Consider the following 8,282-nt stretch of genomic DNA (forward strand, 5'->3'; position numbering starts at 1 on the left):
ATATTTTCCTCCTAAACGTTAGGTAGCTTGTACCATTGTCCTCCCATTCCCATAAAATAAAACCCATAGCCTTGACCGCCATCAAAGAAACGAATGGACCCAGCTTGGCCCATTCTATTACGCCCTAAATTTATTCCCTGCGTTAGAATAGGTTGATTTATGTTTACATCCTTTTCGGTACGTATATCAAAGGTCTGCCCATGATCAGCTGGACCTATGTTGTTATTTACGCTGCCTATAGCAATTCTATTAAACGGTTGAAGACCATCGGCCCTTTCTGCAGCTGCACGATCCCAGTTATACATGCAAGCATAGTTACCACTAACCAATGTTATCCCTGAAACACAAACAGCTCTACCCGCAGAAACTTGCGCATTTGCAGCTGTAACTTTAACTACAATCATATGTTCTTGTGGATTGTAATTGTTAGGAACGGTAAATGTGAAATTATACCTTCTAATTTCACCATAAAATGTAGATGGCTCTGGAAAATCTTTATATATTTCGTGCCAAATTTTATAACTCACTTCATCCAATGGCGTAACAAAACATACCTGCAATCGTGGTTTTGCAGTTGTACGCACACCATTGATCTGTGCGGTTCTATAATGCGCTGACAATGTATATGAGTTTCCTGGATGAATCCCGTTTTGAACTTTTGTTTCTGGATAATTATATGTGTCAACACGGACTGCATTTACCATTTGTTCATAGTTAAATATAAAAGTGTTATTTTCTATCACTACACCGTTTCCTTGTACTTTCCAAGGTAGGCCATATCCAGCACCAAACCCCTGATAATTAGGGTTACCTATGTTCAATTTTGGAACACTAGAAAAATCATGATCGGCTATTAAGTTTCGTTTTGGCATAACGGTTGTTTTCGTTCCCCATTCATCTTCAAAAAGGAAGTCTAGCATTTTAACAGTTACACCGTCTTTATCGATGGTTATTTTATCACCGTTAATTCGAATAAGATTTGTATCAATGCCTTTTGCAGTTAACCATTTCACGATCGTATCGGCATTAATATCCAGTTTTGCAGCATTGATTGTGATTTTCCCAGGAGACATATTGATGGCAGTAACGATACCATCCTTTAAAATCTGTGCAAGGATTCCTTCGTCTAATACCTGTAACTTAGATTCCGTTTTCTTTACATAGGCATTATAGGTCTCATTAATAAAACTTTCCTGTTTTCCGGAAATGATAGTAACGCCTTCTTCATTAGCAGCGATACTTCTTTCTAATTCGGTTACTTTTTTATCGTAATCTTTAGTTGCTATCTTATCGGCCAATTCTTCCATGATTTTATCTTTATCTACAATATCAACAGGGTTCTCCATAAATGAAGAAGGTTTATCACCAATTTGTAGCATGGGTTGTGCCATCCATAGACGACCATTTTTACGAACCCAAAACAGCACTTTAACTTTTTTTGTACCTTCGACTAATAACCCTGCCACATGTGTACGAATCCATGTTCCTTGTGAAATAGTTATTTCTTGCAAGTAACTTTTAATCATTTTATTGTTTATATCGTAACATTGGAGCTCGATAGCAGCTCCGGCATCTATACTAGCTTTGTTATCTGTATAAAAGTAAGCAGAGAAAACATAATTCCATCCAGGCCCAGCGTTTATATAATCGTGCGATGCTCCTTTATACAAATCGCTCGCATTACCTGTAGTAATAACACTAAGTGAATTGCATCCCTTATAAGTGACTTGTATATCTCTTGTTGTGCCTGATTGAAGAACCCAATATTTTGTATCATTCTTCCAAAGAACATTCCGTAATACAGTTTGATTACCGATTCCACCAACATAATCCTCAACATCTTTCTTTTTCATCGTTAACTTCAATGCTTCAGAATGTTGACCTATTGTTGTAGTAGCCTCACTAAGCGTTTTCCCTTGCTCAGTTTGTGTTTCCTGTAATTTCTTAACACTTGCAGTTGTTCCTTCTGCATTCTTTTCTACAGTGTTAACACGTTCATTAAAAGAGGTTTGTGTTTTTTCTACCGTTTTTATACTTTCTTTAATACCATCCACACTTTTTTCAATCTCGGTTGTTTTCTTAGTGAATTCATCACTCGTTACTTGATTTTCTGGAGCTGGTGTCCAATCCTGTGGCTTATTACCTTTATATAAAGCAACCCATTCTACAATGGCTTTTGTAGTGTTACTTGGAAAGTTATACAGACTCAACTTTCTTTCATTTCCACTCGTTGCTGCTACAGCTTTAAAAGTTACATAGGTAATTCCATTCACATAAACACTTGTTGCATATCCAACATTGCTAGACCCGCCATTCATCCAAATACCAAACTTTTGACCTGCAGGTACACTCCCTTTAATTACAAAAGTATATTCCTCACCTGCAACAAAATTTTCAGTTAGAGAATATTGGTTAATTAGATAATCTGGTTTGTCATATTTAGTATTTGAATCTAATAAAAGATTACGTCCTCCAGCTTTATCGTTATTAACTTTCTTTTCTACGCTCCCCAACTTCTCACTAATTTGGCCAGCCTTTTCTGTAATTTCAGTTGTGGTTTTCTTTAAATCATTAGTTGTTTGCTGCACCTCAGAGATGGTCTTTTTCGTAACTTCAGCAGTCTCTACCACTGTATTTAATTTTTCAGTGATTTCACCATCTTTTTTTGTTAACGAGTCAATAGATTTAGTAAAACCCTCGTTAGTTTGTTTCATTTCAGAAACAGTTTTATTAATTTCACCTTGAGAGTTTTGTACATTTTTAATCGTTTGCGAAACTTCTTGGAGACTATTTTTAACTTCCTTGAATTGTCCCGAAGTTTCGTTGTGCGCTTCTTCCACTTTCTTATTTAATTCTTCTTTTGTGACCTGAATATCCTTATTAACCTGCTCCAATGTATCTTTCTTAACTGACTCCACATCAGGAATAAGAAGTTCCCAATCCTTACCGTTCCACACTTTTAAAATACCAGGCTTACCATTACTAATATCTCTCCATAATGTTTTACCTACTATAAGATTATTGGTCGGTGGATTTTTAGCTTCAATAATATTTACCGCATTATTTTTCAGGTTTTCCTGGACCTTTTCAGCCAGTTTCTTAGCGGATTCAGATTCTTTTTGAGCATCATTTGCTTTTTCAGCAGTCTCTTTAACTAACTTATCTAGCTGATTTAAAATTTCTTGTTTACTACCTAATGAAGCCAGGACTTTATTGTAGAGCTTACGTAATTCTTCATTAGCATCCACAATTTCTCGGTAATCACCAAATGCGTATTTATCTTGCAAAGGATTAGTATGTGATTCATCACCAGCGATTGCCCTTGCTTCTAAATAAAGCTTTGGTGTAAATCCTGTATCTTTTATTCGGATTGTATCCCCCTCATTTATCAGCTCATGAACTAATCCAAATACACGACCTATACTTTGTGCTTGAACTTCATATATATAAGATGTATTTATTCGTTTGGCTAGTTCTGTTTTCATAAGAGTTAAAAGGCGTTGTGGTGTTATATCTTCTTCTGTTTCTGGTGTATAAAAGCCAAATTTATGTTGGCCTCGCTCATTCCATCGCTGAAACGCATCACTGTCTACAAGATAAGGAACTCCATTATTAATACTAGAGATGGTTATAAAATCTCCACCTTCTTTTTTTACAAACCCTAATAGGGCTGTACAGATGTTTTGGGAATTCTCAATTCGTTTGATACCCATCAAATCTTTACCAAGAGTTACTTCTTTACCTGTATCACGTCCTCGCTTTTTCACCATATCTACATAACGACCAACAATTTGAGACCCTACAACTTCTGCGCGATATTGAATTTCTAAATCGAACAAGGCAGCAATGTCCTTTAAAAATTTCAGTGGATCTATGAATTCATCAATCGTCATAGTGTGGAAGCCAGCGTATTCTGTTTTTCCTCTTTTCCACTTCGTACCCACAAGAGCTATATCGATAAACTCATTGACTGTTTTACCTACAATCTTCTGTGGATTGATAATGCCAGCTTTCGCGAGTTGAATCCATTCACCAGATGCATAAGCAATGACCGATCTATCATCTGAATCTTTTTCAGCTTCAGTAATTACATATGGAACAATGCGACCATCACGAACTTCTTTTAAAACTAAATTTTGCTGCATGAGTGTCGCTGCATGATCTGTATTATCAAATACTTTAAACTCTAAAGTATCAATGTTATTTTTTATCTCCCAATGTCGCACATCGTCCCAATAATCTTTTGGTTGTATATTGGAAACGATTTGACTCGTTTTAAAATCAACAACATGTAAAATTCCGCTTGGTGTTCTCATCTAAATCGCTCCCTATACGTTACTTTGGCTGTTCCGACAGTAGAAGGCATGATTTCTAGTTTATTAGAACTCTTATGAATAACAGGATAGTCACTAAACATATCTTTTAGATTAATAGCACTTTTACCATTTATCGTTACAAGACTTCGCTCAGTATCAATAACTACTTTGTCACCAACATCAAAGATATAAGGCGGATTATTTTGTGTATTCATGTTAACCTTCCAAATTTTCAAATCGTCAATAGACATTTCCGAACAAAACATGTTGTTAGAGAATTGAGAAATACTGATTTGTACTTGAGTAATTTTATTCATATTGACGTTATTTTCATCGAACCATACAACAAACCTTTCAGCATCATCAATCTCCGTACCTAAAATAAATTTAGAAATATACGCTTCCCATCTGTTCCCAGTTCGAGCAAGCCATAAACGACCTCTAAAATTTGTCCAAGTGTCTGGGTGATCTCCATGTTCATTAATGAATACCTGTCCACCTGGTTTTTTACTATTACCAACAGAAGCGAATCCACTGTTTTGCTCGGCTTCCCATTGAACATCGCTCATCGATATACGAGCTACATAATCGCTATCTTCATCAAGAAGGCCTATTTCCACACGTCCCATTTGATCCCAATGATGACTATTAATACGTACATAGGCTTGCATGATAAAATCCTGTAATGGTCCTTGTGGAATATTCTTTTTGGCTATGCAACCATGCCAACCTTTTACTGTAGGTTCACCTAGATATTCAGCCATAAAACGATATCCGTCTGTTTTAAACTTTCCTCCACCAGTCATATCTTCTGTTTTAGGAACATCCGTCCATCCTATTGTTGTCCCCATTTCGTCCCATAACACACGTTGATTTCTTTCCACTGGAACCTGGTCTGCTTTCAATGGATATCCAATGCGAAAATAATCCGTTCCATTCCATACATCAAGAAATGTGGAAGGCTTCGTTACTTCAACCTCTATAATTGGATTGGATTCTACACTTCCTTTGTTTTGAACATTTGCTATTAACCCACGCCCATCCATTTCAAATTCTAATGTTTTAGTAGGCCCTAACTTATATGGCATTGGACAAACAAAATTCAAAGTACCTTTACCTAAAGTAATAAAATCCTCAGGATCAAAATCTTCATCAATAACCGCCAGGTATGTCCTATCAGGTGTAACATCAAAGACTAATTCAACAGGTTTTTCTGTAATTAACCACTCTGCTATTTCTTCTTTTAATGTTTCTAAGTCTGACCCATCAGGAACAATAATTCCGACCGGAACAGGTAAAACTCGCATTTCAGTATCTGTCGTTAATAATCTTGCGCCTGGATAACCTGGAACACTTAGAAATTTTCGTTTTAATGGTGCCCAAGCTGGTCTTTTCCATCCTTTTTCGATTTGAATAAAATCCTTACGTATATTGTTAAATGTAAAAGAGCTCATACTGTCACCTCGTTTCTTTATAAAATAAAAGAAACCCAAACTTAAAAGTCTGAGTTTCTTTTTGCTTCTCTTTCTTGATACTCGGTTGTATAGCGATAAGTACCGCGTGCCACGTCTCTTCCTTCTAAATTAACCGGCACTTCAATAACTAAATCGCCACCAAGCATTGGAATTACTCCGCCTCCAGATGATCCGAAAGAATTATTAATCACTTGATTTGATACACTATTTGTCATGGCTTGTCTACTGTTTGACATACTTCCATACACACCACTCATGACAGACTTTAATCCTGATAATTGACTCACAGAATTAGCCATCATACGGCCCATTTCACCCATTAATTGATTTATTTCTCCCGGCATAACAAATTGTTGTCGTGGCATGGCTGCTACGATTCCTGCGCCAATATCTCCGAGTGTCTTTTTATTCAATGGTAAAACCGCTTCTTTGCCGGCTTCTCCTGCACCTTGTAGATTGCCACCATTCATTCCAAATATAGTCGGTTTAGTGAAGATACCACCTTTTGCGCGCCAATCTATATTGAGTCCAGAAGGGAATGTAATATCCTTCCCTAAAATATTTTTCGTACTAGTTTGCAAGCTAAAGTGTGGAAGAGGTGGCATTTCAGGTTTAGGAATTTTTAACTTCAAGTCACTAAAGAAGCTCTTGATCTTCCCAATAAATTTTTCTACACTGTCAACTGCATCTTTAATTGGCTCAATAATAAATCGTTTTGCTGCTTCAAATTTTTCTTGTGCTGCACTCTTTACGGAGTCGAATTTTTCTCTAGCTGAATTATATAAATCAGTAAATTTTTGCTTTGCCTGATTATAAGCGTCTGTTACTGGTTGAATTACATATTGCTTCACTAAATTCCAGGCTGAGAGTGTATACAATTTTATAGATTCCCAATTTCCTAATATCCAGTTAGCTAAATCTGAAAGCTTTTGTTTCGTTGTATTCCACAAGTCTTGAACAGGTTGAATTACATACTGTTTAACTAAATTCCAAGCCATAAGAGTATACGATTTAGCAAGTTCCCACTGTGAGCTTAACCAAGAAATCAAATCACTGAATTTTTCTTTTGTTGTACTCCAGGCTTCCTGGACTGGCTGAATAATATATTGCTTAAGTAATCCCCATGCAACCTGGGCCACGGCTTTTGCAATTTCCCATTGTGTACCAAGCCATGTAACTAATTCGCCAATTTGTTTACTCACCCAATTGTAAGCTTCTTGGATTGGTTGAATAATATACTGACTTATCGCTGCCCATGCAATTTGCACTCCTGCTTGTATTAATAACCAACCAGCCTCAAGAACCGTAGAAATCAATGAAATGATAGGGTCTAAGACCGTAAGTACAGTATTCCACGTTTCCTGCCAAGCTTGTACGAGTGTCCCCCACAATTCAGAAGCTGTTGTAACTAAAGATGACCACCAAGAAGAAGCCGTTTCAACAATTCCGGACCATAAACTACTAAAGAATTCACCTATCGGATCAAAGAAACTATGCATCATTTCAGTGAATGAAGCCCAAGCTCCAGAAAAGAATTCAACAATAGAATTCCAGGTATTACTACATATCTCGCCTATACCTGTCCATAAATCGCTAAAAAACTGACCTATCGGATTAAAAAATGAGTGCATTGTTTCTAAAAATGAATTCCATGCTTCACTAGAGGATTGAACGATGCCATTCCAAAGTTCTATTAAATATTCTTTAATAGAATTCCACATATCAATAGTCCACTGTTTTATAGAATCCCAATTTTTATAAATAGCAACTCCTAGAGCCACTATAGCTGCGATAATAATAGGAACGATAGCAACAAGTCCAGCTGCTGCTAAAGCTCCAATCCCAAAGAAGCTCATGACTGTCATAACTATAGGAGCAAGCGCCATAATTGCACCTGAAATTACGCCAATAGCTATTGCAACAGCCGTTAATGTGGCTGCTAACTTTGGATTGTTTGAAACCCATTCAGCTATTTTGGAGATGACATCTGCTATGACACTAAGAACTGGCTGAAGCGCAACTTGTAAATCCTGCATCGCTTTTTGAAATTTAACTGCTGGATTTGCATCCATTTTCTTAATAGAATCATTCAGTTTATCTTGTTGCTTCCCAAAATCAACTGTTTTCTCTTTCGCACCTAGCAAAGTATAAATGATGTTTTGTCCTTGATCTTCGTACATTGTCATTTTGTTATCGTAAAGGCTTTTTATCCTCTACTTCTTGCACTTCATATTAATGCAAGCTCGGCATACGTTTTCACTTATAAAGAAGTGTCGCGGTCTCGTGGAGGGATTATATCTTTTCACCCTCTATGCTCTGCCCCTGACTATACTTTGTATAGCCTTCGGTTCAAATTAGGATTCGCACCCTCTTTGCTTTATACCGCGATTTTACTTCGGCACAATTTATCATCTACCGAAAAATTTAACGCCTAATTCATTACGCTTTGTTTCATCATCAACTTGCGATAGAGCTTGTGCAATCTCGGTCA

At 36.8% G+C, this 8,282-nt stretch carries 3 protein-coding genes; all 3 read right to left on the bottom strand.

The window, feature by feature from the left end; genetic code table 11:
* Positions 1 to 11 precede the first annotated feature (11 nt).
* From CGQ22_RS13630 to CGQ22_RS13640, 3 genes are read right to left on the bottom strand one after another with little or no spacing between them, the layout of a single operon-like run.
* Positions 12 to 4,316, bottom strand: a complete 4,305-nt coding sequence (locus tag CGQ22_RS13630) for a phage tail spike protein (protein WP_089148842.1) — start codon at positions 4,314 to 4,316, stop codon at positions 12 to 14.
* Positions 4,313 to 5,770 carry a distal tail protein Dit gene (locus CGQ22_RS13635; protein ID WP_089148843.1) on the bottom strand — a complete coding sequence of 486 codons (1,458 nt, stop codon included), beginning with the start codon at positions 5,768 to 5,770 and terminating at the stop codon, positions 4,313 to 4,315. Before CGQ22_RS13635 ends, CGQ22_RS13630 begins: the two co-directional genes overlap by 4 nt.
* 41 nt (positions 5,771 to 5,811) lie before the next feature.
* Complete coding sequence (locus tag CGQ22_RS13640) at positions 5,812 to 7,977, bottom strand: phage tail tape measure protein (protein WP_089148844.1); 2,166 nt, start codon at positions 7,975 to 7,977, stop codon at positions 5,812 to 5,814.
* Positions 7,978 to 8,282 lie beyond the last annotated feature (305 nt).

Source organism: Bacillus sp. M13(2017), from assembly GCF_002218325.1.
Lineage (GTDB): Bacteria > Bacillota > Bacilli > Bacillales > Bacillaceae_G > Bacillus_A > Bacillus_A thuringiensis_K.

Coding starts and splice junctions, on each gene's coding strand:
- CGQ22_RS13635 (WP_089148843.1), bottom strand. CDS start 5,770: ATGAGCTCTTTTACATTTAACAATATACGTAAGGATTTTATTCAAATC.
- CGQ22_RS13630 (WP_089148842.1), bottom strand. CDS start 4,316: ATGAGAACACCAAGCGGAATTTTACATGTTGTTGATTTTAAAACGAGT.
- CGQ22_RS13640 (WP_089148844.1), bottom strand. CDS start 7,977: ATGACAATGTACGAAGATCAAGGACAAAACATCATTTATACTTTGCTA.